This is a genomic window from Pseudomonas sp. RC10-4-2, assembly GCF_050433085.1.
GTDB lineage: Bacteria > Pseudomonadota > Gammaproteobacteria > Pseudomonadales > Pseudomonadaceae > Pseudomonas > Pseudomonas aeruginosa.
In genome coordinates this window covers 338,421-360,947 of the sequence record NZ_JBNPXX010000004.1, presented here as the reverse complement: position 1 = coordinate 360,947, position 22,527 = coordinate 338,421, and the positions used below count along the sequence as shown (strand labels likewise).

The following is a 22,527-nucleotide window of genomic DNA, read 5'->3' as shown; positions in this document are numbered from 1 at the left end:
CCAGCTTCCGGCGCCACCGGCGACCCGGAGCTGACCATGGCCGAGAATCTCCAGGAACGACTCTACCAACGACTGCGGGAAGACTTGCTGGCCGGACGTTTCCAGCCCGGCGAGCGACTGAAGATCCGCGACCTGGCGAACCAGTGGGACACCAGCCCGATGCCGGTTCGCGCCGCCCTGCAACGGCTGGTGGCGGAAGGGGCGCTGGAGGGCGAGGCACAACGCTCGCTCAGGGTGCCGCTGATGACCCGCGAGCGTTTCCTGCAGATCCTCCAGGTGCGCCTGTCCCTCGAAGGGCTGGCGGCCGAAAGCGCCAGCGGCCGGCTGGACGAGCAGGCACTGGAAGGACTCGAAGGTTGTCTGCGGCGAATGGAGGACGCCTTGCGCCGACGCGAGGTACAGGCCTACCTGGACGCCAATAGCGAATTCCACCTGACGCTCTACCGCGCCTGCGGCAACCCGGTGCTGCTGCGTCTCATCGAGACGCTCTGGCTACAGGTCGGGCCGTTCTTCAACCGGCTGTTCACCGAGGCCGACCTCTCCCTACGTCTGAACGATTTCCACGAGGACGCCCTGGACGCGCTACGCCGCGGCGACGGCCCGGCCGCGCGCGCGGCGATCGAACAGGACCTGGCCTACTTCGGTCAGTACCTGCTGAACCTCCTGGAGCTGGAGGCCCGGCCACGAAAGCGACACCGTTCCGGCGAGCACGCCTGACGGGAGATAAGCGCCGCTACTGCGGGCGAATGGTGCGCACATTGTCCTTCTTGATCAGGATGGTGTCGCCATTCAGCTGTTCGAACTCGTAGTAGTCATTGTATTTGTCGTAATCCGACTGATCCTTGACCAGGACCTCGCTGCCATCTTGCAAAGTGACCACCGCCTGGTTGGCGCAACCCGCCAGGCTGGTCAGCAGCAATGCAGCGAACAGAGCTTTGAACTTCATAGAATCTCCACACGGGGCAGCGCACTTGCCTACATCCGGAGCGACAAGTGCGGAATTGCCCTTGTGACCGTCGCAATCGAGGGAAATTCCTTAGCGCAGCGGCGCTTTGTCGGAGACGAAGCGCCGACGGCGACGCGCAGGGCCTCCAGGCAGCCTCGCGCGACGTCGGGAAGTCAGCGGCAAAGGCGCGTTGCAGAGCCTTTGCGGCGGTTCAGGCTCAGCTCTCCAGCCAGACGTCGCGAGCCCAGACCCACACCGAATCCCAGCTTTCATCGGTGAGGTCGCCATCGGCCCAGAGCACCACCTCGCCGTCCTCCGCCACGCAGTAGTAGCTGCCGTCGTCCTCGCAAAGCGGGATCAGCTCGCGCGGAACGCCCAGGTCCCAGGCAGTGGCCGCCACTTCGGGCAGGTAGGTGTGCGAGTGCGGATCGGTCACGGTCACCGGCTCCAGGCGGCCGTAGACCACATCGCTGACCAGCAGGAGGAATTCGCGGAACTCGGCGGGAATGCCGATCAGCAGCTCTTCCTCGATTTCCACCAGCAGTTCTTCTTCCGGCAGTTCCAGGGGCACCGGAACCGGTTCGTTGAGTTCACGCAGTTTTTCGATGACGTCTTCCACGACAGGCTCTCTCGCAACGGGTGGCGCGCTTTTTATACAGTAGCCGCACCGAGCGCAAGACAAGTGTCGCGGCTGGCCTTCGGCCATGGCGCCGGACGAATGGTCGGTCAACCCGCCAACGGAGATGAAAAAACCCCCGTTCCCTGGCGGAAGCGGGGGTTTCGGCGGCCCCCGAAGGGACCGCAACCACTCGGGATCAGTTCTGCCGGATACCGGCCACCAGCCATGGCTGGTTCTCGCCCTGGGCGCGCTCCATCCGCCAGCTTTCGCTGAAGGCTTCGCCCTGGTCGAAGCGCGAGGTCTTCGACACACCGCTGAAGGTCAGGGTGGCGATTGTCTTGTCGGCCTGGTCGTCGACGCCGTCCAGTTGCACGACCAGGTTGTCGATGTAGGTGGACTGGTAGGCGTCGCCGATCTCGGCGCGCTCCTGCTTCAGCCATTGCAACATCTGCGGGGTGACGAACTCGGCGATCTTGTCCATCTCGTTGGCATCCCAATGCTGCTGCAGGGACATGAAGTGTTCGCGAGCGGCACCGACGAAGCGCTCCTCGTTGAACCAGCTCGGCGCGTTGATCACCGGGCTCGGCGCAGCGGCAGCAGCGGCGGCGCCACCGAAGATCGGCGCCTGGGCCGGCATTTCGCGCTGCATCGGCGCGTGCCCGGCCATCGCAGGCTGGCCCTGGTTCTGCTGGCGCCGGCGAGCGGCGATGAAGCGGAAGGCGATGAAGGCCACCAGGGCGATCAACAGGATGTCGAGCATCTGGATGCCCTCGAAGCCGTCGCCCATGAACATGGAAGCGAGCAGGCCGCCCGCGGCGATACCGGCCAGCGGGCCGAGCCAGCGCGAAGCACCGCTGGCGGCAGCGGCGGGACGAGCGGCGTTGGGGGCGGCAGCAGTGGCGTTCGGCGCAGTGGCCGGCTGCGCCTGGCGGGTCTGGTGGCTGGGTGCCGAGCCGAGGCTCTTGCCGCCGCCGAAGCGCTTGGCATTGGCATCCAGGCTGACGGTCAGCGCCAGGCAGAAGGCGAGGGCGATGCTGAGAACACGCTGCATTGTAGTCTTTCTCTCTTGGGGGAATCGACGCGCGCCATGTTGCGGCGGTACGGGCGACAGGACCAGCCGGATTTTGTTTCGGGCTATTGCTCCCCGGCCGCCGTTTTTTCGCCCGCCGCGTCTGGCTCGCGGGTCGGCGCCAGGGTACACCTTCGTTGCCGGGGACGACAGGCATGCACGCGGATCGGCGCGCGAAGATCCGCCCGGCGACCCGGGAAGCACAACGCAGAGCCTCGCCGAAACGTCTGTTACAGTTTTTTTCAGCCCACCGATCAAGCACTTGCGGATGCTAGTCTGCGGGTCTGCGAGGCCGCCCGGTCGCCGCGTCTGCCGACCCATTCCCCGAGCGAGGACCGCCGCCATGCATGCCGTCGATTTCATCCAGGACCTCGCCGTGATCATGCTGGTGGCGGGTGTGGTCACTATCCTCTTCCACCGCCTGCGCCAACCGGTGGTCCTCGGCTACATCGTCGCCGGCTTCATCATCGGCCCGCACACCCCGCCCTTCGGACTGATCCACGACGAAGACACGATCAAGACCCTGGCCGAACTCGGGGTGATCTTCCTGATGTTCTGCCTCGGCCTGGAGTTCAGCCTGCGCAAGCTCTTCCAGGTCGGCGCCACGGCGTTCATCGCGGCGTTCCTGGAAATCGTCCTGATGATCTGGATCGGCTTCGAGATCGGTCGCTTCTTCGAGTGGAGCACCATGGACTCGCTGTTCCTCGGCGCGATCCTGGCGATCTCCTCCACCACCATCATCGTCAAGGCGCTCAGCGACCTGAAGATGAAGAACGAGCGCTTCGCCCAACTGATCTTCGGCGTGCTGATCGTCGAGGACATCCTCGGCATCGGCATCATCGCCCTGCTGTCGGGAATCGCCGTGAGCGGTTCGGTGGAAACCGGCGAGGTGTTCTCCACGGTCGGCAAGCTCAGCCTGTTCATGATCGTCGCGCTGGTCGTCGGCATCCTCCTGGTGCCACGCCTGCTGGCCTACGTGGCGAAGTTCGAGAGCAACGAGATGCTGCTGGTCACCGTGCTCGGCCTGTGCTTCGGCTTCTGCCTGCTGGTGGTGAAGCTGGAATACAGCATGGTGCTCGGCGCCTTCCTGATCGGCGCGATCATGGCCGAGTCGCGCCAGTTGGTGCAGATCGAACGATTGATCGAGCCGGTCCGTGACATGTTCAGTGCGATCTTCTTCGTCGCCATCGGCCTGCTGATCGACCCGAAGATCCTCGTCGAGTACGCCTGGCCGATCGCCCTGATCACCGTCGCGGTGGTGCTCGGCAAGATGTTCTCCTGCGGCATGGGTGCGTTCATCGCCGGCAACGACGGACGCACTTCGCTGCGGGTCGGCATGGGCCTGTCGCAGATCGGCGAGTTCTCCTTCATCATCGCCGCCCTGGGCATGACTCTGAAAGTCACCAGCGACTTCCTCTACCCGGTGGCGGTAGCGGTCTCGGCCATCACCACCCTGCTCACCCCGTACCTGATCCGCGCCGCCGACCCGCTCTCGCAGCACCTGGCCAACGCCATGCCGCAGCGCATGGCGAGGATCTTCGGCCACTACGGCGACTGGCTGCGCAGCATCCAGCCGCAGGGCGACCGTGCGGTGCTGGCGGCGATGATCCGGCGCATCTTGCTGCAGGTCGGGGTGAACCTGGCGCTGGTGATCGCGATCTTCCTCGCCGGCGGTTATTTCGCCGATACGCTTTCCGCCTGGATGAGCCAGTGGGTCGCCTACGACGGGCTACACAAGGCATTGATCTGGGGCGGCGCGCTGCTGGTCTCGCTGGCCTTCCTGATCGCCGCGTACCGCAAGCTCAAGGCCCTATCGATGCTGCTGGCCGAACTCGGGGTCAAGCCGGAGAAAGCCGGACGCCATACGGCGCGGGTACGTCGGGTGATCTCCGAGATCATCCCGCTGCTGTCGCTGGCCGGCATGATGGTGCTGCTGGCGGCGCTCAGCTCGAGCATCCTGCCGCCGGGCGAGTTGCTGGTCGTAGTGGTGCTGGTCGCCGGCCTGGTGATCGCAGTGCTCTGGCGCTGGCTGATCCGCGTGCATTCGCGGATGCAGATCGCGCTGATGGAAACCCTCGACCAGGAAAAGGGCAGCCACTGAGAGCCAAGCGATCCCGGCCTGCCGTCGAATCGGCGGATAACCACGCTGCGGTTATTCGCCCTCGCCTGCACCTGGTGTCGCTATCGGACCCTTTGCCCTGAAGGATCGGCGGATTTCCGCTTATCCACTCTCCCGGTCGGCGGACTCCCGCTCGGCCAAGACCACCCCGCTCCTCTTCCAACCCAGTCCCCACGCGGCTTTCCCGCGTTGGCACGGCACCTGCTATCGAGCCATCCAATACGTCGCCCTCGCGATGTGCCGGTGTGCTGCGCCCTGATCAGCACATCCAAGACAACAACGAAAAGAGGAAACACGATGGAAAGCGCCAACGCCATTTCCGCGTCTGCCCAGCCCCGCACCACTTCGCAACGCATCAAGTCGATCTTCAGCGGTTCCGTCGGCAACCTGGTCGAGTGGTACGACTGGTACGTCTACGCCGCCTTCTCGCTGTACTTCGCAAAGGCATTCTTCCCCCAGGGCGACATGACCGCCCAACTGCTGAACACCGCAGCTATCTTCGCCGTGGGCTTCCTGATGCGCCCGATCGGTGGCTGGCTGATGGGTATCTATGCCGACCGCAAGGGCCGCAAGGCGGCGTTGCTGGCCTCGGTGCTGCTGATGTGCTTTGGCTCGCTGATCATCGCCCTGACCCCCAGCTATGAAACCATCGGCGTCGCCGCGCCGATCCTGCTGGTGGTCGCGCGCCTGCTCCAGGGCCTGTCGGTCGGCGGCGAATACGGCACCTCCGCCACCTACCTGAGCGAGATGGCGAACAAGGAACAGCGCGGGTTCTTCTCCAGCTTCCAGTACGTGACCCTGATTTCCGGCCAGCTCATCGCCCTGGCGGTGCTGATCGTCCTGCAACAGACCCTGACCGTAGAACAACTGGAAAGCTGGGGCTGGCGCGTCCCCTTCTTCATCGGCGCGCTGTGCGCAGTGGTGGCGATGTTCCTGCGTCGCGGCATGGAAGAGACCGAGTCCTTCTCGAAGAAGAAGGAAGAGCCGAAGGAAAGCCTGCTGCGCACCCTGCTGCGCCACCCGAAGGAAGTGCTGACCGTGGTCGGCCTGACCATGGGCGGCACCCTGGCCTTCTACACCTACACCACCTACATGCAGAAGTACCTGGTGAACACGGTAGGCATGAGCAAGACCGATTCGACCATGATCTCGGCTGCCACCCTGTTCCTCTTCATGCTACTGCAGCCCATCGTCGGCGCCCTCTCCGACAAGATCGGCCGGCGGCCGATCCTGATCGCCTTCGGCGTACTCGGCACCGTCTTCACCTACCCGATCCTCAGCACCCTGCACAGCGTCGACAGCTGGTGGGGAGCGTTCTTCCTGATCATGGCGGCGCTGGTGATCGTCAGCGGCTACACCTCGATCAATGCGGTGGTGAAGGCCGAACTGTTCCCCACCGAGATCCGCGCCCTGGGCGTCGGCCTGCCGTATGCCCTGACCGTGTCGATCTTCGGCGGCACCGCCGAATACGTTGCCTTGTGGTTCAAGAGCGTCGGCCTGGAGAGCGGCTTCTACTGGTACGTCACCGCCTGTATCGCCTGCTCGCTGCTGGTCTATGTGTTCATGAAGGACACCCAGAAGCACTCGAAGATCACGACCGATTGATTGAGCCTCGTGCTCATGGCCCCGACACACTCCGGGCCTTTTTATCCACAGGACGGCGACCTTCGGGTCGCCGTCCTGCTTTTTGGCGCGGCAACCGACTCCCCCACACCCGCCGACTGTTGGTCTACGGCACGGCATCCCGACCGGAGCCCTAGGGCGCGCAACGCCGGCGGCGTAATCATCCGGTGTCCCTGCGTTCCACGGCGGATAACCGCAAGCGGTTATTCGCCCTGCGGCTCGTCATTCCGGCGGGGCTGGAACCTTGGCGCGCAAACGCCGATCTCCTCGCGTTCCCACGGTGGAACAGCGCAAGGGGCCTGCCGTCCCCAGGCAGCGAAGCCCCGTCTGCGAGACCTACCGGGAATAAAAAAACCGCGCTCGAAGGCGCGGCTCTTTTCGTTGTCAGAGAACCGCCTCAGCGGCGCTTCTCGATCTTGAAGAAGAACATCTTGGTCGCCTGGCGGGCGACGATCTTGCCACCACTGACACGCGGCTCGAAACGCCACTTGGCCATGGCCTGGCGCACTTCGCGGTCGAACATGCGCGACGGCACCGACTCCAGCACCTGGATGTCGTCAATGCGGCCATCGCTGGTGATGGTGAACAGCACCTTCACCCGGCCTTCGATACCCCGGGCCTGGGCCATCCGGGGATAGACCGGAGGATCCATGCGCAACGGCTTGATGTCACTGTCGTTGAGGCTGCCGCTGGGCAGGCCGGCCGGACCTTGCGAGCCGCTGGGCGCGGTCTGCGCGCCGGGCGTGCTCTGCCCGACGGTAGGTGCGGGCGGCGGCGGGGCGGCGCTGGACGGGCTGGGCTGGCTGGATGCCTCCGTGCTCGGCTCGGGTTCCGGCTTGGGTTTGGGTTCCGGCTTCGGCTTGGCCTTGGGAATGGCGTTTTCCACCGGTTTGGGCTTGGGTTTCGGCTTGGGCTTGGGTTTTTCCACCGGCTTCGGCTTCGGCGGCTCCGGCTTGGGTTCCTCGATCTTCGGCGGCGTCGGCTCCGGCGCGGCAGCCGGCGGCTGCGGGGTCGGCTCGGCCTTCTTCTCGAGCTGGACGAAATTCACCTGCATGGTCTTCGGCAGTTCGCCGTGGCCAAGGTTGAGTTCGGCCGGGGTCGGCATCACCCACACCAGCGCACCGATGATCGCCACATGCATCGCCACCGCCGCGCCGGAGGACAACCACCAGCGCGACTTGGGCGGCTCGCCGGGGACGTCTTCGGGATCGCTGCCATGGGCGTAGGGGATCAGCACTTCCTCGACCGCCACTTCCTCGTCGCGGCGCGCACCGGAGCAGTCCACCACGCGCAGGTTGGGTTCTCCGCGCTGGGCATTCACGCATGGCAGGGACTCGCTTTCGTCTCCCTGGGCGGGAGCGGTGGGGTGGTCTTCGGCGAGCGCGGCCAGCGAAAAACGGTCAGGCGACCGTGAAGGCTGTGGCGACATGAGGGCGACCTGCGGAGAAGTGAAAGGTAAGGAAGTAGAGTCTTCTGATAATTATTATCATTCAGTCGCGTCCTCAGGGCAACCTTGGCGGATCATTCCGCGACCATCCGACACGCCAGGAACGCCTCTTCGAGCGCCTCTTCATCCGCGCCTGCGGCGAGGATCAGTTCCAGCCGATTATCCCGCCGCCACGAGGATTTGCCCCAGTTATCCACAAACGGCGCGGCATTCGCTGCATACCAACCGTCCGCGCAATGCAGCACCGCCTTGGCCCGCCGCAGTCCGGACAAACGGTTCAGCCAGGCGTCCACTGCGACCCGATCGAAACGCACCGACGGCGCCAGCCGCCAGCCGATGGCGAACTGGCCGTCCTGCTCGCGCACGGCGCGCAGCGGTCGCTCGGCGGGCAGCACCGTTCCCAACTGAGCAGGCGCCTCCGGCAGGGCCGCCCAGGTCGTCGCGCTACCTTCCCCGGCAACGCTGGTCGGCAGATCGCGCAATGCCAGGTGGCCGCGCACGCTCCAGCGCAAAGGCAGGACCGGCAGGCGCGCGCGCACGGCGCAGCGCTGCGTCGCGTCGAGCGCTTCGGATTTGTTCAGCAGCAACATGCCGGCCGCTTCCAGCGCCTGTTCCTGTGCCTCCGGCAGCGGTTGGCCGGAGGCCAGCGCCGCGGCATCCAGCACCACTACCAGGGGTTGCAGGGCCAGGACGCCGGACCAGGGAGGAGCCTGCAGCTGTTTCCACAGCGCCAGCGGATGTCCCAACCCGGAGGGTTCGATGAACAGCCGGTCCGGCCGTGCCCGACGCAACAAGCGACCGAGCCCCACCTGGAACGGCACGCCATTGACGCAGCAGAGGCACCCGCCCGCCACCTCGCCGATGGCCACGCCGTCGACGTCCGTGGCCAGCAGCGCGGCATCCAGGCCGATCTCGCCGAACTCGTTGACCAGAACCGCCCAGCGCTCGCCCGCCGGCTTCTGCGCCAGCAGCGAGCGGATCAGGCTGGTCTTGCCGGCCCCCAGGGGGCCGCCGATCAGGTGTGTGGGTATCTCTCGAAGCATCTGCGCAACCGGAATGTGAAAGCCTGTGGATCAATGCGGTCCTTGCCTGCGGGGAGCCCGGCCCCGTGCTAGAGTCGCGCCCGTCTGCAATGGAGTCCTCGCATGCGTCCGTTCCTGTTCTTCCTGTCCTGCCTGCCGGGCCTGGCCCTGGCCGAAGCCTGCATCGTCCATAGCCAGGCGAAGAATCTCGACGTGAAGGTCTGCCAGCAGAACCGCAGCATCCCGGCCAAGCTGTTCCGCGAAGGCTTCTGCCAGCCACAACTGCAGGGCCAGAAGGTCGAGGTGACGTTCGCCGAGGAATGTCCGACGGGCGCCTTCGGTGTCTGCCGCGACGCCAGGGTACCCAACGCGCCCTATCGGCAGGACATCTTCTACTACGGCATCGCGACCGACGCACGCTACCTGGAGCCGTTCTGCGCCAGCCAGAGCCAAGGTCGCTGGGAAGAGCCTAGCGCCGCGAAAAAGCCCTGAGCGCGTCATCAGCCTGTCACAGCGTCAGGGCTAAATGGGAGTCGGGTACCTCAGCACCCTTCGTCCCCATCCCCAAGGTAGGACGACTTTTTGGTGATAGGCCATCTGCGGATGGCCTTTTTTTATTCCTCGAAAGACACTTGTCCACAGGCTCAGGCAAGCCAGTCCAGGGTCAACAGCAGGCGCGCCAGCCCAGGCTCCGCTCGCGGCGAGCGATGCACCAGCCCGGCACCTTCGTTACCCTCCCAGCGTTCGCCCTTGAGCAGCGCCACGTCGCCCGTGGACAAGCTGTGGATAAGCTGTTCGTCGACAACTTCGGCCTGCGCTCCGCCAAGCAGCCGACGGTCCAGGCCGGACTCGTCCAGCCATTCGCTGGCGGCGCCCTGGTAGGTGGTGACCAGCCGCAGCGGCACGTGGTCGACGTGGAAACGCGGGCACATCGGTTTATCCAGAACGCGCAGGCGCAGGCCGATACGCCGCGCCCCGGTCAGGCAGGAGAAGGCCTCGACCAGCCAGCCCAGGTCGTCGAGGAAATCGGTTTGTCCCGGCAGTTGCTGCGCGTCGAGCAGGCCGTCCAAGACGGGTAGCCGTTCCTCTTCCATCTCCAGCGTCTGGCTCAGCGCCAGTCCCGGCCGGTTGCGCACCAGGGCGGCGGCGAAGTCGCGCAGCGCCGGGCTCAACCGGCGTGTCCAGACCGCCAGGTTGACGCCCTCGCGAAGCACCTCGGCCAGCACCTGGGGGTCGTCATCGAACGCCTGGCACGGCAACGGTTTTTCCTGCGGCAGTGCGCTCATGCGGCGTGCCCCCAGTCCTCGAAGGGGTCGTCCAGGCCCTGCCAGCCGGGGATGCCCAGGTTCATCTCGGCGTCATCCAGCAGGCAGGCGTCCAGGGCTGCGCGCAGGGCCGCGAAGTCCAGGTTCTGACCGATGAAAACCAGCTCCTGGCGACAGTCGCCGACGCCTTCCTCCCAGTGCCGCATGATCGCCCGCAGGCCCTCTTCGTCCTGTGGCCACTGTCCGGTCGGCACGAAGCGCCACCAGCGGCCCGCCAGGCCGTAGCGCATCAGGCCGCCGGCCTGCGACCAGCTGCCGGCCTCGCGGGGCCGGCTGGCGAGCCAGAAGAAGCCCTTGGAGCGCAGCAGCCGCCCCTGCTTCAGCGGATTGTGCAGGAAGGCGTGGAAGCGCGCGGGGTGGAACGGACGGCGCGCCCGGTAGGCCATGGAGGCGATGCCATATTCCTCGGTTTCCGGCAGGTGCTCGCCGCGCAGTTCCTTCAGCCAGCCCGGCGCGGACGCCGCGCGATCGAAATCGAAGCGACCGGTATCGAGGATCTTCGCCAGCGGCACCTGACCCATCACCATCGGCAGGATCTCCGCCTCGGCATTGAGCTGGCGCAGGATCGCCAGCAGTTCCTCGCGCTGCTCGCTGGAGATCAGGTCGATCTTGCTGACCAGGATCACATCGGCGAATTCGACCTGGTCGATCAGCAGGTCGGTGATCGAGCGCTGATCCTCCTCACCGAGGGTTTCGCCACGGCTGGCCAGGCTGGCGGCCTCCTGGTAGTCGCGGAGGAAATTCATCCCGTCGACCACCGTGACCATGGTATCCAGTCGCGCCACGTCGGACAGGCTGCGGTCCAGCTCGTCGCGGAAGGTGAAGGTCTCGGCCACCGGCATCGGCTCGGAAATCCCGGTGGACTCGATCAGCAGGTAGTCGAAGCGGCCTTCCCGGGCGAGACGGCCGACCTCTTCTAACAGGTCTTCGCGCAGGGTGCAGCAGATACAGCCGTTGCTCATCTCCACCAGGCGCTCTTCAGCGCGGTTCAGGCTGACATCGCGCTGGACTTCGCTGCCATCGATATTGATTTCACTCATATCGTTGACGATCACCGCAACCCGGCGGTTCTCGCGGTTCTTCAGCACATGGTTGAGCAGCGTGCTCTTGCCGGCGCCGAGAAAGCCGGACAGCACGGTGACAGGTAGGCGTTGGTTCACGGTTGGTAACCTCTTCAGTTGTGCCGCACGTGGCGTTCGCGCTTCTCCTGGCGCTCTTTCGCCTCGATGCAGAGGGTGGCGGTGGGACGCAACAGCAGGCGGCGCAGGCCGATCTGCTCGCCGGTTTCCTGGCACCAGCCGTAGTCGCCGCGGGCCAGGCGCTCCAGCGCTTCGTCGATCTTGTCGAGAAGCTTCTTCTCCCGCTCCAGCAGGCGAAGTTGCCATTGCCGCTGTTCCTCGCGGGAAGCCAGGTCGGCCTCGTCGCTGGGGCGTTCGAGATCGCGCAGCTCGCCGAATTCGCCTTCGATGCGCGCCTGCAGTTCCTGGCGCTGGCGCAGCAGCAGGTCGCGGAAGAAGTCCTGCTGGGCTTCGTCCATGTAGGCAGCGTCGGGCTGGGCAAGCAGTTCCTGTTCGGTCATAGGCTGAACCTGGGAAATTTAAAACGTTATACTATAACAATTAACACCACAATCGATGGCCCGCCAATCGCCTTCCGGCTACCCTGGGCCCACGTCATCCCGGGATCCACCGATGCGCCGCGTCCTCCGCCTTTACTGCCTGGCCCTCCTGCTGCTCGCTCCGGCGGCACAGGCGCAGGGCTTTCTTCCCGGCACCCGCCCGGCGGAATGCGCTTACCTGCGCACCGTTCTGGCCTGCATGGATCGGCTGGGCAACCACTACAGCGTCGCCACCGGCGGCAACGACACCTGGCTGCGCGGCTACGACGCGGCGAGCGGACGACGCTGGGCCCAGACCAATACGCGCTACGGGCGCCTGACCTTCTTCAGCGGCATCGCCAGCGACGGGGAAATCTGGGTCGGCCTCAGCCGCAACATCGGCTGGACCAACGTCAGCCGCCTGAGCAGTTCATCGGGCCAGCGCCAACGCCTGACCTGCGGGCGGGTCAGCGGCTGCAGCGAAGGCCCTAGCCGGGAGACTGCGCGCTGAGCGCCGCCAGGTAGCTGCCGGCGGGAGGGCGTTGCCTGAAGTAGCCCTGCACGCCAACGAAGATCGCCTCGGCCAGGCGCTGGCGATGGCGTTCGTCCATCAACCGGCGACAATCGCCGCGATTCGAGATGAAGCCGGTCTCCACCAGGATCGAAGGGATGTCCGGCGACTTGAGCACGGCGAAGCCGGCTTGCTCGACACGCTTCTGGTGCAGCGCGGTGACGTCCGACAACTGGCCGAGCACGCTGTGGCCAAGGTCCAGGCTGCTGGCGATGGTCGAACTCAGGGCCATGTCGAGGATCACCCCGGCGAGTACCTTGTCGCGGCCCTGTAGCGGCAGGTTGCCGCTGTTGCCGATCAGGTCGGCGCCGTTCTCGCGGTCGGCCATCCAGCGCGCCATGGTCGAGCTGGCGCCATGCTCGGAGAGGGCATATACCGACGCGCCGGAGGCGGTCAGTCGCGGCGCCGCGTCGGCGTGCACCGAGACGAACATGTCGGCGTTGTAGCGCCGAGCCACTTCCGGCCGCTTGCGCAGCGGGACGAACACGTCGCCGTTGCGCACCAGGCGCGCCTTGAAGCCTTTCTCGCGGTCGATCCGCCGCGCCAGCAGGCGGGCGATGGCCAGCGCCACGTCCTTTTCGCGCTCGCCCTTGCTACCGACCGCGCCGGGGTCCTTGCCGCCATGGCCGGCATCGACCACCACGAGGATGTCGCGGCCCGTCGAGGGTAGCGGGCGGGCCAGCGCCAGCATCGGCTCGGGGGGCGCCGCCAGCGCCTGTGGATAAAGGTCCAGGACCAGGCGATGGCCCTTTCCTGCCTGCGGTTCCAGGGCGAAGCTGCGCGGCCTGACCGCCTGGCGCAGGTCGAGGACGATGCGCGTCCCGCCGCCACCCAGTTGGCCACTGCGTATGGCGCGCACGGGGCCGTCCAGCGGTAGCTCGGAGAGCGTTGCGAGCAATTGCGCGTCGGGCAGGTCGAGGATCAACCGCTCGGGGGCCTGCAGGGAAAAGGTTCGATAACGCGGCGGGCCGTCCAGTTCCAGCACCAGGCGCCAGCTTTCCGAGGAATTCCAGGCCCGGGCCTGGCGGATTCGTACATTGGCGCTGGCGGCCAGGAACGGCTGGAGGGCCAGGCCGGCGAGCAGGCTTTGCAGGAGACGACGGCGCTTCATCGACGAAATACCCGATTGCAAGGGTCGGCATTAGCTAATACGTTATATTATAACATTCAAGCCATTTCCAGGCCTTGCCTACCCTTCTTCGAGTTCTCCATGAATGCCTTGACGCTTCCCGATATCGCCCGCCAGACCACCACCGCCGATCTTCCCCTGGACTGGGTCGGCATGCAGGGCATCGCCCTTCCCGTGCAGATCGGCGGGCAGAGGGTCGCCGCCGAAGCCGATGCCGGTGTCAGCCTGGACGACCCGCAGGCCCGCGGCATCCATATGTCGCGCCTCTACCTGGCGCTGGCCGAACTGGAACAGGGCGAGCTGGACCTTTCCTGCCTGCGCGCCGTCCTGCAACGCTTCCTCGACAGCCACGCCGGCCTGTCGCGTCGCGCCTACCTGCGCCTACGCCTCGCGCCGCTGCTGCGGCGTCCGGCGCTGGTCAGCCCGCTGAGCGGCTGGAAACGTTATCCACTGGTGCTGGACACGCGCCTGGAAGGCGATGACTTCCAGGCCGAAGTCCATCTCGAGCTGACCTACTCCTCAACCTGCCCCTGTTCGGCGGCACTGGCCCGGCAATTGATCCAGGAGCGCTTCGACCAGGACTTCGCCGGACAGCCGCTCGATCATGCCAGCGTGCTTGCCTGGCTCGGCAGCAGCGCCGGCATCGTCGCCACCCCGCACAGCCAGCGCAGCAGCGCGCACCTGCGCATCGGCCTGGCGGAAGACTGCATCGGACTGCCCCTGGAAGAGCTGGCGGATCTCGGCGAAAGCGCCCTCGGCACCGCGGTGCAGACTGCGGTGAAACGCGCCGACGAGCAGGCCTTCGCCCTCGCCAACGGGCAGAACCTGATGTTCTGCGAGGACGCGGTGCGCCGGCTGCACCGCGCCCTGCAGGGTTATCCACAGGCGAGCCGGTTCTCCATACGGGTCGTCCATGCGGAAAGCCTGCATGCCCATGACGCCGTCGCCGAAAGCCATTGGCAGCGAGGTGCAGCATGATCCGCAAGAATCCCTCCGGCGACCTGCCGGTGATCGACGAATCGGCCTATGTGGACAAGACCGCGATCATCTGCGGCAAGGTGATCATCCAGGCCAACGTCTTCGTCGGTCCCTACGCAGTGATCCGTGCCGACGAAGTCGACGCCGACGGCGGCATGCAACCGATCGTGATCGGCGCCAACTCGAACATCCAGGACGGCGTGGTGATCCATTCCAAGTCGGGTGCCGCGGTGACCATCGGCGAGCACAGCTCCATCGCCCACCGCTCCATCGTCCACGGTCCTTGCGAAGTCGGCGACCGGGTCTTCATCGGCTTCAACAGCGTGCTGTTCAACTGCCGGGTCGGCGATGGCTGCGTGGTCCGCCACAACGCGGTGGTCGACGGCTGCGACCTGCCAGCGGGTTTCTACGTACCGTCCACCGAGCGCATCGGTCCGCGCACCGACCTGGCGAGCATGCCGCGGGTCAGCGTTTCCGCCAGCGAGTTCTCGGAAGACGTGGCGCGCACCAACGTCGACCTGGTACGCGGCTACAAGTCGCTGCAGAACGAGTTCTGAACATGCGAAGCCTGCTGATCCGCAATGCCCGGATGGTCAACGAGGGGCAGGTACGCGAAGGCGATCTGCTGGTCCGCCACGGTCGCATCGAACGCATCGCCGGCTGCCTGGAAAACTGCGGCGCCAGCCGGGAGATCGATGCCGCCGGACGCTACCTGCTGCCGGGAATGATCGACGACCAGGTGCACTTCCGCGAGCCGGGTTATCCACAGAAGGGCTCGATCGCCAGCGAATCCCGCGCCGCCGTGGCGGGCGGCATCACCAGTTTCATGGACATGCCCAATACCCGCCCGGCGACGCTGAGCCTCGAAGCGCTGGCGGAAAAGAAGCGCCTCGCCGCCGCCCATAGCGTGGCCAACTACGGTTTCCACTTCGGCGTCAGCCGCGACAACCTCGACACCGTGGCCGCCCTCGATCCACGCGAGGTCGCCGCGGTGAAGGTGTTCATGGGCGCCTCCACCGGCGACATGCTGGTGGACGACCTGCCGACCCTGGAGCGCCTGTTCGCCAGCGTTCCGACCCTGCTGCTGAGCCATTGCGAAGACACGCCGCGGATCGAAGCCAACCTGGCGCGCTGGCGACAACGCTTCGGTGAACGTATTCCGGCAGCCGCCCACCCGCGCATTCGCGACGCCGAGGCTTGCTACCGTTCCACCGCCCTGGCGGTGGAACTGGCGCAACGACATGGCACGCTGCTGCATGTCCTGCACTTATCCACAGCGCGTGAACTGGCCCTGTTCGAGGACAAGCCGCTGTGCCAGAAACGCATCACCGCGGAAGTCTGCGTCCACCATCTGCTGTTCGACGACAGCGACTACGCCCGCCTCGGCCATCTGCTCAAGTGCAACCCGGCGATCAAGCGCCGCGAGGACCGCGACGCCCTGCGCAGGGCGCTGGCCGGCAACCGCCTGGACGTGATCGGCACCGACCACGCGCCGCACGCCTGGGCCGAGAAGCAGCAGGCTTATCCACAGGCGCCGGCCGGCCTGCCACTGGTCCAGCATGCATTGCCGGCACTCCTGGAGCTGGTCCGCGAAGGCTGGCTGTCGCTGGCCACCCTGGTGGCGAAGACCAGCCACCGGGTCGCCGAACTGTTCGCCATCGCCGATCGCGGTTTCCTCCGCGAAGGTTACTGGGCCGACCTGGTGCTGGTCAGCGAACTGGAGCACCCGGCGCTGGCCAGCGCCATGCCGCTGCTGTCGCGCTGCAACTGGACGCCGTTCCGCCACCGGGCATTCCACCATCGGATCGATACCACCATCGTCTCCGGGCAACTCGCCTGGCACGCGGGACGCCTGTCCGACGATTGCCAGGGACTGCCCCTGCGGTTTTCCCGCTGAAGTCTTGTCCACAGCCTGCTGTGGATATCCGTTAGCCCACGGCCCTAGCGCAGGGCTTTCACCGCCGCGCCAAGGAAGGCATAGGTCTCCTCCTCGCGATCGTCCATCTCCGGCTTCGGCCAGGCGCTCCAGACCACCGCCACGATCTTCTCCTTGCGGTTGATGTAGAGGTACTGGCCGAAGATGCCCTGGGCTTCGAAGGCCCCGCCGTCATGCTCGGGCAGGGCCTTGGCGCCCACCGGGAAGGTCCACCACTGGTAGCCGTAGCCGAGCGCGTATTCGCCATCGTAGAGCTTGCCCGGGGCCAGGTGGGAAGAAGCCTCGACGCGACTGGCACGATCGACCCAACCTTCGGGGAGGATACGTTCGCCATCGATCACCCCGTCCTCGAGGACGAACTGGCCGAAGCGGCCATAGTCGCGCAGGGTCGCGCTCAAGCCGCTGCTGCCGATCTCTTGCCCGGCCGGCGATTCCAGTTGCCAGAAGCCGTCGCTCTCCATGCCCATCCGCGCCCAGATCCGCTCGGACAGGTAGTCGCTCACCGGAATGCGGGTCGCCGCGTGCAGCAGCTCGCTCTGCAGGTGCGACTCGCCGGTGCTGTAGGTGAAGTGGGTACCGGCCGGGTACTGCCGCGGCAGGCTCGCCAGCAGCCGCAGGATGCCACCGGGACGTTCGGCGAGCTGGGCGTCGAACATCTGCCTGCGGTCGGACTTCGGATCGCGATAGGTCTCGTTCCAGCGGACCCCGGAACTCATCTGCAGGACCTGCTCCACCGTCACCCCCTGGTAGGCGGAGCCGGCCAGGCTCGGCAGGTACTTGTCCACAGGCTGGTCGAGAGCCAGCAGGCCCTGCTGCACGGCGGCGCCCACCAGGGTCGAGGAGATCGACTTGACCACCGAGAACGAGGTCCAGCGCGTGCGTTCGTCGTTGCCCAGGCCGTAGCGCTCCAGGGCGACCTTGCCATCCTTGAGGACCAGCACCCCGCCAACGCGGTTGCGCCGCATGAAATCGTCGACGCCGTATTCCTCGCCGCCGATCCGGTAGCGCGGCGCGATGGCCACACCCGCCGGCAGCGGACGGACCTTGGTCCCCTTGTGGATAACCCGGGTCGGATAGACCTTGTCCATGTTCCGGTAGGTGTCCGGCTGGTATTCCGGGATCAGTTCATAGAGATCGGCGGCACGGCCGATCCGCGGGTTTTCCACAGCCGCGTCGGCGCCGGCCGAGCCGCTTGCCGAGACGAACAGTGCCAGCAGGGCCGGCCGGAAGACTGATATACAGCTACGCATGGACGTTTTCCTTATGACCGGAAGCAGCTCCGGCTTCGTCGTTTTTATGGATGTGGACTGGCGTCGCAGTGTTATCCACAGGACGTTCAGTCGCTCGGGTCCCGTATCGGACACGCCCAGAGTTCGACCGCCGGGCGCTCACGGTCCGGCGGACCGATCCAGCGCGCCAGCGCATCGCAGCGCCCCTGACGGCAGATCCGGTAGTCGCCGGCCTCCGGTGTGCGCCCCAGCCGCAACGGTTGCAGCGGCGGCACCCCACGGTGGTAATGCCAGGCGCCGTCACGCAGCACGGCGCCCTCGGGAATCTCCATCCCCGCCCCGCTGCCCCGCACCCGGGCCTCTTCCAGCAGCAGGCCGCGCTCACTCAGGCGATAGTCTTCTTCCCAGAGCACCTTCTCGACCGTGTGTTGCCAGGCCAGGGTGAACGACTGCAGCGGCAGCGTCGCCCAGACGCTGCCGGCCATGCCCAGACACAGCGCGATCACGCCACCGCCTCGCGCGCACGCTGGCGCCAGAGGTGCCAGCCGATCACCAGCGCGCCGAGGACGAAGCCCAGCTCGTCGCTGATCGGCAAGGCCAGGACCAGGCTGGCCCCCGCGGCGAACGCCACCAGGCGCTCCCACCAGGCCAGCGGCCCCTGCAGGTAGCCGATGGAAGCCATGCCCCACAGGCCGATGGCCAGCACCGCCTTGCAGGTGACATAGAGCGTCGCCCCCCAACCGCCTTCCTGCAGCATCAGCGCCGGGGAATACACCGCCATGAACGGCACCACGAAACCCGCCAGGGCGATGCGCACCGCCCAGAAGCTGATCTTCAATCCCCTTTCCTTGGCGATCGGCGCGGCCGCGAAACAGGCCAGCGCCACCGGAGGGGTGAGGTCGGCGAGGATGCCGAAGTAGAAGACGAACATGTGCGAGACGATCAGCGGCACCCCCAGTTCCAGCAGCGCCGGCGCGGCGATGGAGCTGGTGATGATGTAGTTGGGGATGGTCGGGATGCCCATTCCCAGGACCAGGCAGGTGACCATGGTCAGGACCAGCGACAGCAGCAGGTTCTCCCGTCCCAGGTCGAGCACGTAGCTGGCGAAGGTGGTGGCGATGCCGGTCAGCGAAATCACCCCGATGATGACTCCCACCAGGGTGCAGGCGATGCCCACCGGAATCGCATGTCGCGCACCTTCGGCGAGGGCGCGGACGCAGATGCGCAGGGTTTCCCGGCCGCCACGGACGAACCAGCAGGCCAGGGCCAGGGCCGCGATCACGACGAAGATCACCCCGATGCCGAGGCGGAAGAACCCCGCGCAGAGCAGCCCCAGCGCCACCCAGAAGGCGATGCGCAGGCCGAGCGAGGACACCCGCAGGATGATCGCCGAACCGAGGATGACGATGGCGGTCAGCGCCAGGCCGATGGTTCCGGAGAACAGCGGCGTGCGCCCGGAGAACAGCAGCGCGATCAGCACCAGCAACGGAATCAGCAGGAACCAGCGCTCGCGGACGGCACCCCAGGCGCTCGGACACTGATCGCGCGGCAGGCCCTTTAGATCGGCCCGGCGGGCCTCGAGGTGGACCATCCAGTACACCGAGCCGAAATACAGCAGGGCCGGGATCAGCGCCGCCTTGGCGATCTCCACGTAGGGGACGTTGATGGTCTCGGCCATAATGAACGCCACCGCCCCCATCACCGGCGGCATCAGTTGGCTGCCCATGCTCGCGGTCGCCTCGACGCCGCCGGCGAACGCCGGCTTGTAGCCGAAACGCTTCATCAGCGGGATGGTGAACTGTCCGGTGGTGACCACGTTGGCCACGCCGGAGCCGGTGATGGTGCCCATCAGCGCCGAGGAGAATACCGAGACCTTGGCCGGCCCGCCGACCCGGTGACCGAACAGGCCCATGGCGAAATCGGTGAACAGGCGGATCATGCCGGCCTGCTCGAGGAAGGCGCCGAACAGGATGAACAGATAGATGTAGGTGGCCGATACGTAGGTCGGCGTGCCGTAGAGACCTTCGGTACCGAACGACAGCTGGTTGACGATCTGGTCGAAGCCGTAGCCGCGGTGGGCCAGGTCGCCCGGCAGGTGTTCGCCGAACAGGCCATAGGCAAGAAACAGCGCGCAGATGATCGGCAAGGCGATGCCCATCACCCGTCGCGCCGCCTCGAAGACCAGGACGATCAGCACCACGCCGACGACCATGTCGGCCTGGGTCAGCTCTCCGGAGCGCTGGATCAGGTCGCCCTCGAAAACCCACTGGTAGACCGCCGTGCCCAGGCCGGCCATGCCCAGCAACCAGGCCAGCGGCTGCCAGGGGCGACCTATGCCGAAGGCGGGATAGCTGATGTACACCACCAGCAACAGCAGTCCGACGTGCATTGCCCGCAGGACCTGGGTGGAAATCAGGGGAAAGGCCGCGGTGACGACCTGGAACACGGAAAAGGCCAGGGCCACGGCGAACAACGCGCGCGGCCAGTTTTCCGCCTCGAGGTGCAGCCCGTTCTGATGATCGCTCATGCATCGACTCCCTACAGCCGGAAACGCGGGGAACCCGGTCCGCCGCACGGACCGGGGCTACGGAGAAACGGGCCTCACTCGGGCAGTACGCCCTTCTCCTTGTAGAAGCGCTCGGCGCCGGGATGCAGCGGAATCGGCAGGTTCTTCGCCGCCTTGTCCAGGGCGATGTCCTTGGCGGCAGCATGGGCGGTGACCAGGCGCGGCAGGTTGTCGAACATCAGCTTGGTCATCTGGTAGGCCAGCTCGTCGCTGACCCCGGAGTGGCTGACCAGGATATTGTCGATCGCCACCGTCGGCACGTCCTGCTCCTGGCCGTCGTAGGTGCCGGCGGGAATGCTCGCGGCGTGGTAGGCCGGGCTGTCGATCTTCGCCACCACGTCCGCCGGGATCGCGACGAAGGTGATCGGCATGGTCGAGGCCAGGTCGCGGATGGCCGCCATGCCCAGGCCGGAGGATTGCAGCGTAGCGTCGAGCTGGCGGTTCTTGATCAGCTCCACCGACTCGGCGTAGGGCAGGTACTCCACCTTGCCCATGTCCTCGTAGCTCAGGCCGGCGGCCTTGAAGATCGCCCGGGCGTTCAGCTCGGTACCGCTCTTGGGCGCGCCCACCGAAATGCGCTTGCCTTTCAGGTCGGCCAGGGTCTTGATGCCCGAGGCTTGGCTGGCCACTACCTGGATATAGTTCGGATAGGTATTGCCGATAGCCCGCAGCTTCTTCAACGGCGCCTTGAAGCCGGCGTCGGCGACCCCGTTCCAGGCGTCGGCGACCGAGTCGCCCAGCGCCAGCGCCAGTTCTCCACGCCCGGCCTGCAACAGGTTGAGGTTCTCGACCGAAGCCTTGGTGGCCTGCACCGAGGTTTTCGCGCCCTGGATATCGTGTCCGTAGATCTGCGAGAGGCCGACCCCTATGGGGTAATAGACCCCGCTGGTGCCGCCGGTGAGGATATTGATGAAGGTCGGCGCGGCAAAGACCGCGGTACTGAAGGTCACCGTTGCGGCAAGCGTGAAAAGACCGAAGCGTCTGCTCAGCGACATGGGAAGTCTCCTGTTCTTATCGTTGTTGTCGCGCTGTCGCGGAAGCGTCCCGGCTTCCTTCGACCGCGCAGGACTTCGTGCAGACTAGACCGCCCCGCCACGCAGGACAATCAGCAAGGACCGATTGCGCGACCGGCTCCGCAAGGGAGCCGGTCGCCGGCGTTCAGGCGTACAGGTCGCGCCGCGACCAGGGCAGCTCGTGGGAGCCATCCTCGTGGGGGCGAATGGCGAGGATCTGGTGCAGGTTGATCCAGCCGCGCTTGAAGCCGTAGGCGCATCCGGCCAGGTACAGCCGCCAGATCCGCAGGGTTTCCTCGGGCACCAGGCGAGCCGCCTCCTTCAGCCTGGCTTCCAGGTTGGCGCTCCAGAAGTCCAGGGTCCGGGCGTAGTGCAGACGCAGGCTTTCCACGTCGACTACTTCCAGCCCGGCTTCGCTCATCCGCGCCACCGCCAGCGACAGGTGCGGCAGCTCGCCGTGGGGAAACACGTAGCGATCGATGAAGTCGCCGGCCCCCTTGCCAACCGGGCGGCCGTCGGTGTAGCGCGAGGTGATGCCGTGGTTCATCACCAGGCCGCCGGGACGCACCGCATCGTACAGTTGCTGGAAGTACAGCCCCAGGTTGGCGTGCCCGACGTGCTCGAACATGCCGACGCTGACCACCTTGTCGAAGCGGCCATCGCGCGGCAGGTCGCGGTAATCCAGCAGCTTGAGGGTGACTCGGTCCTCCAGGCCTTCGGCCTTGACTCGCTCCCGGCCGAGCGCCAGCTGCTCCTTGCTCAATGTGATGCCGGTGACCTCGACGCCGAACTCGCGAGCGGCCAGGCGCGCCAGCCCCCCCCAACCGCAACCGACATCGAGCAGCTTCTCGCCCGGCTGCAAACGCAGCTTGCGGCACAGGTGACGGAGCTTGGCCAGTTGCGCGGTGGCGAGGTCTTCCTTGCCGGTCTCGAAATAAGCGCAGGAATAGACCATTTCCGGATCCAGCCAGAGCTGGTAGAAGTCGTTGGACAGGTCGTAGTGGTAATGGATGGCTTCGGCGTCGGTGTCCTTGTCATGGCTTTCGCGAACCGGCGGCGCGCCGCCATCGGGTTCGCCGAGCGCTTCGCTGAGGGCATCGCCGATACCGATGACCTGGCTGATCGGTCCTTCGATGTCGAGACGCTTCTCGACGTAGGCCTTGCCCAGCGCATCGAGGCTGGGATGGGTGATCTCGGTTAGCAGCGAGGGGTCGCGAATGACCATGGTTACCTGTGGATCCGGCCCCAGATCGAACGCCTGAGCATCGCCGATGCGGATCCGCAACGGCAGTTGCAGGGACAGCAACTCAGAGGGGAGCTGTGCAATCATGCCAAACC

Annotated in this window: 22 protein-coding genes; 8 read left to right on the top strand and 14 right to left on the bottom strand. The window is 66.1% G+C overall.

The genetic code is table 11. The features are described from left to right. Nucleotides 1–36: 36 nt before the first annotated feature. Nucleotides 37–717: a GntR family transcriptional regulator gene (locus FHW81_RS20475; protein ID WP_025216313.1), complete on the top strand. Its 681-nt coding sequence runs from the start codon at nucleotides 37–39 to the stop codon at nucleotides 715–717. Nucleotides 718–733: 16 nt separating this feature from the next. Here FHW81_RS20475 and FHW81_RS20470 read toward each other — a convergent pair whose 3' ends face one another. The 3 genes from FHW81_RS20470 to FHW81_RS20460 form a co-directional block, all read right to left on the bottom strand. Continuing rightward, nucleotides 734–946 carry a YgdI/YgdR family lipoprotein gene (locus FHW81_RS20470; RefSeq protein WP_003097061.1) on the bottom strand — a complete coding sequence of 71 codons (213 nt, stop codon included), beginning with the start codon at nucleotides 944–946 and terminating at the stop codon, nucleotides 734–736. A 217-nt stretch (nucleotides 947–1,163) separates the two neighbouring features. Next, nucleotides 1,164–1,565, bottom strand: a complete 402-nt coding sequence (locus FHW81_RS20465; protein ID WP_003099687.1) for an SMI1/KNR4 family protein — start codon at nucleotides 1,563–1,565, stop codon at nucleotides 1,164–1,166. Between the two features lie 196 nt (nucleotides 1,566–1,761). Continuing rightward, nucleotides 1,762–2,616 (bottom strand): Tim44 domain-containing protein, encoded by an 855-nt coding sequence (locus tag FHW81_RS20460; protein ID WP_003099685.1) that lies wholly within the window; start codon nucleotides 2,614–2,616, stop codon nucleotides 1,762–1,764. Nucleotides 2,617–2,977: 361 nt separating this feature from the next. On the opposite strand from FHW81_RS20460, the gene FHW81_RS20455 reads away from it, so the two are divergent. Beyond that, on the top strand, nucleotides 2,978–4,735 hold the full coding sequence (locus FHW81_RS20455) for a cation:proton antiporter (protein WP_003161091.1): 1,758 nt from the start codon (nucleotides 2,978–2,980) through the stop codon (nucleotides 4,733–4,735). Nucleotides 4,736–5,050: 315 nt separating this feature from the next. Then, nucleotides 5,051–6,358, top strand: coding sequence for an MFS transporter (locus FHW81_RS20450; RefSeq protein ID WP_003097074.1), 1,308 nt, complete (start codon nucleotides 5,051–5,053; stop codon nucleotides 6,356–6,358). Between the two features lie 415 nt (nucleotides 6,359–6,773). On the opposite strand, the gene tonB1 is transcribed toward FHW81_RS20450, so the two are convergent. Together tonB1 and FHW81_RS20440 are read right to left on the bottom strand one after the other, a co-directional pair. After that, nucleotides 6,774–7,805 (bottom strand): energy transducer TonB1, encoded by a 1,032-nt coding sequence (tonB1, locus tag FHW81_RS20445; RefSeq protein ID WP_003121399.1) that lies wholly within the window; start codon nucleotides 7,803–7,805, stop codon nucleotides 6,774–6,776. Between the two features lie 92 nt (nucleotides 7,806–7,897). Beyond that, nucleotides 7,898–8,866 carry a CobW family GTP-binding protein gene (locus FHW81_RS20440; RefSeq protein WP_015649885.1) on the bottom strand — a complete coding sequence of 323 codons (969 nt, stop codon included), beginning with the start codon at nucleotides 8,864–8,866 and terminating at the stop codon, nucleotides 7,898–7,900. Between the two features lie 102 nt (nucleotides 8,867–8,968). Here FHW81_RS20440 and FHW81_RS20435 point away from each other — a divergent pair, with 102 nt between their 5' ends. Next, nucleotides 8,969–9,337 carry a hypothetical protein gene (locus tag FHW81_RS20435; protein WP_003099679.1) on the top strand — a complete coding sequence of 123 codons (369 nt, stop codon included), beginning with the start codon at nucleotides 8,969–8,971 and terminating at the stop codon, nucleotides 9,335–9,337. 152 nt (nucleotides 9,338–9,489) lie between these two features. Here the strand turns inward: FHW81_RS20435 and FHW81_RS20430 are convergent, their stop codons facing one another. Genes FHW81_RS20430 through dksA form a run of 3 tightly spaced genes read right to left on the bottom strand, consistent with a single transcriptional unit; the run spans nucleotide 9,490 to nucleotide 11,749 of the window. After that, complete coding sequence (locus FHW81_RS20430; RefSeq protein WP_003099676.1) at nucleotides 9,490–10,131, bottom strand: DUF1826 domain-containing protein; 642 nt, start codon at nucleotides 10,129–10,131, stop codon at nucleotides 9,490–9,492. Beyond that, nucleotides 10,128–11,330 carry a zinc metallochaperone GTPase ZigA gene (gene zigA, locus FHW81_RS20425; protein WP_003099674.1) on the bottom strand — a complete coding sequence of 401 codons (1,203 nt, stop codon included), beginning with the start codon at nucleotides 11,328–11,330 and terminating at the stop codon, nucleotides 10,128–10,130. Before zigA ends, FHW81_RS20430 begins: the two co-directional genes overlap by 4 nt. 14 nt (nucleotides 11,331–11,344) lie before the next feature. Further along, a complete protein-coding gene (gene dksA / locus FHW81_RS20420) occupies nucleotides 11,345–11,749 on the bottom strand; it encodes an RNA polymerase-binding protein DksA (protein WP_003118445.1) in 405 nt (134 codons plus the stop codon). A gap of 112 nt (nucleotides 11,750–11,861) precedes the next feature. On the opposite strand from dksA, the gene FHW81_RS20415 reads away from it, so the two are divergent. After that, nucleotides 11,862–12,278: a hypothetical protein gene (locus FHW81_RS20415; protein ID WP_003118444.1), complete on the top strand. Its 417-nt coding sequence runs from the start codon at nucleotides 11,862–11,864 to the stop codon at nucleotides 12,276–12,278. Here the strand turns inward: FHW81_RS20415 and FHW81_RS20410 are convergent. Beyond that, on the bottom strand, nucleotides 12,256–13,449 hold the full coding sequence (locus FHW81_RS20410; protein WP_003118443.1) for an N-acetylmuramoyl-L-alanine amidase: 1,194 nt from the start codon (nucleotides 13,447–13,449) through the stop codon (nucleotides 12,256–12,258). The genes FHW81_RS20415 and FHW81_RS20410 overlap by 23 nt on opposite strands. Nucleotides 13,450–13,548: 99 nt before the next feature. Between FHW81_RS20410 and folE2 the strand changes: the two genes are divergently transcribed. The 3 genes from folE2 to FHW81_RS20395 are packed head-to-tail and all read left to right on the top strand — an operon-like array spanning nucleotide 13,549 to nucleotide 16,342. Continuing rightward, the gene (gene folE2 / locus FHW81_RS20405; RefSeq protein ID WP_003099665.1) at nucleotides 13,549–14,445 is read left to right on the top strand and encodes a GTP cyclohydrolase FolE2; all 897 of its coding nucleotides are present in this window, start codon (nucleotides 13,549–13,551) and stop codon (nucleotides 14,443–14,445) included. Next, nucleotides 14,442–15,002, top strand: coding sequence for a hypothetical protein (locus FHW81_RS20400; protein WP_003099663.1), 561 nt, complete (start codon nucleotides 14,442–14,444; stop codon nucleotides 15,000–15,002). The genes folE2 and FHW81_RS20400 overlap by 4 nt, the downstream gene beginning before the upstream one ends. Nucleotides 15,003–15,004: 2 nt before the next feature. Next, complete coding sequence (locus FHW81_RS20395; RefSeq protein ID WP_106120533.1) at nucleotides 15,005–16,342, top strand: dihydroorotase; 1,338 nt, start codon at nucleotides 15,005–15,007, stop codon at nucleotides 16,340–16,342. 44 nt (nucleotides 16,343–16,386) lie between these two features. Here FHW81_RS20395 and FHW81_RS20390 read toward each other — a convergent pair whose 3' ends face one another. From FHW81_RS20390 to cfaB, 5 genes are all read right to left on the bottom strand, one after another. After that, on the bottom strand, nucleotides 16,387–17,631 hold the full coding sequence (locus FHW81_RS20390) for a serine hydrolase domain-containing protein (protein ID WP_016264006.1): 1,245 nt from the start codon (nucleotides 17,629–17,631) through the stop codon (nucleotides 16,387–16,389). A gap of 86 nt (nucleotides 17,632–17,717) precedes the next feature. Next, nucleotides 17,718–18,116, bottom strand: a complete 399-nt coding sequence (locus FHW81_RS20385) for a DUF1850 domain-containing protein (RefSeq protein WP_003458383.1) — start codon at nucleotides 18,114–18,116, stop codon at nucleotides 17,718–17,720. After that, nucleotides 18,113–20,137 (bottom strand): TRAP transporter permease, encoded by a 2,025-nt coding sequence (locus FHW81_RS20380; RefSeq protein ID WP_003099653.1) that lies wholly within the window; start codon nucleotides 20,135–20,137, stop codon nucleotides 18,113–18,115. Before FHW81_RS20380 ends, FHW81_RS20385 begins: the two co-directional genes overlap by 4 nt. A 74-nt stretch (nucleotides 20,138–20,211) precedes the next feature. Then, nucleotides 20,212–21,171, bottom strand: coding sequence for a TAXI family TRAP transporter solute-binding subunit (locus tag FHW81_RS20375; protein ID WP_003097103.1), 960 nt, complete (start codon nucleotides 21,169–21,171; stop codon nucleotides 20,212–20,214). A 163-nt stretch (nucleotides 21,172–21,334) separates the two neighbouring features. Beyond that, the gene (gene cfaB / locus FHW81_RS20370) at nucleotides 21,335–22,519 is read right to left on the bottom strand and encodes a C17 cyclopropane fatty acid synthase CfaB (protein ID WP_003099645.1); all 1,185 of its coding nucleotides are present in this window, start codon (nucleotides 22,517–22,519) and stop codon (nucleotides 21,335–21,337) included. Nucleotides 22,520–22,527 lie beyond the last annotated feature (8 nt).